1 pseudogene is annotated in these 1225 nt (G+C 73.7%); it reads left to right on the top strand.

The features are described from left to right. A pseudogene (locus tag LzC2_RS21460) lies at positions 1–1225 on the top strand (hypothetical protein); the annotation flags it as partial.

Below are 1225 nucleotides of genomic sequence, written 5' to 3'. Positions count from 1 at the left end.
GACCGCGCCGGGCCGACCGGGGGCGGTGCGGAGCGCGGTGATCGACTGCCCCAGCGCCAGCAGATCGCCGCTGCCGTCGATGGCGGACCGACGTTCGCGGGCGGCGTTCGCGGCCAAAGCGCCGGCGTCCGAGGCCTCGGCTCCCGACGCCACGGGGGCGAGGGTCGCGTCGATCAGGCGATCCGCTTCGCCGGCGGGGCCGTTCGACTGGTCACCGAAGCCGGCCGCATCGGTCGTTATGAAGAAGGCACGCTGCAATCCTCCCACGATACCTACGCCGCGCTCAGCCCCGCGGGGCTGGGGCTGGGCGGGGCCGGAGCGGGGTCCGGCCGGCGGTTGGCCGCGACGACCAGTGCCGGCGCCGTGCTGCTGTGGGACGTGGCCCGTCGCGGGTTGGTGCGACGGTTCACCCCGGAGCGGGAACTCGTCACGGCAAGCCGCCGCGCCCCGCTGCCGGCCGTCGCCGCGGCGGTGGCGGAGGTGGATATGGAACTCGCCCGGCAGATGAGCGAAGAACTGGGCACGGACGTCAGCGCCGGCTCCGTGGTGCTGGCGTACGCCTCCGGGGACCGCACGGTCGCGGTGCTCCGTTGGCCGCAGGACGGCCCGCCCGTACCGGTGCGTCGGATTCAACTCGACGCCGCCCCGACGGCGCTGGGCTTCACGGGGGACGTCTCCGCGCTGGTGATCGGCAGCGAAGACGGCCGCCTCTGGGCCGCCGATCCGTTCCTGCCGACGAACCTCACGAACGAGAACGGCGGCGTGAAAGACGGCGTGGACCTGCAGCAGCTCGACAACCCGCTCGGTCCGGCGCATCTGCTGGGCGACACGGGCGAGCGGCAGATTCCGCCGCTGGTCGTCAAACCGCTGCCCGGCGCCTCGGCGCTGGTCGGGAACAAACGGTTGTTCCGCGTGGATTTGACCGGCGTGAACCTGGCCGATCTCGGCACGGAACAAGCCGCCGAGGCCGATCAGAACGACGCTCCGGCCGCGTTGGCGGTGACGCAGCGATACGCCGTGGCGAACCCGATCGTGACGCAGACGGCCGTCTGGCCGGCGGGCGCCTTCGGGGCCGCGGCGGGCTTCGCGGTGGTGGAGCAGACCGGCAAGGAGACGCGGGATCTGGTGATCTTCCGGGCCGATCAGCCGCAGCCGCTGGCCCGGTTGCCGCTGGGATCGCGGGCCTTCGCGGTCGCCGCGGCGCCGGATGCGCTGCGTCCGCGGC

It is taken from the genome of Alienimonas chondri, assembly GCF_013036045.1.
GTDB classification, from domain to species: Bacteria; Planctomycetota; Planctomycetia; order Planctomycetales; family Planctomycetaceae; genus Alienimonas; species Alienimonas chondri.
The sequence above is the reverse complement of the archived record's forward strand: the minus strand, read 5'-3'. Positions and strand labels throughout refer to the sequence as shown.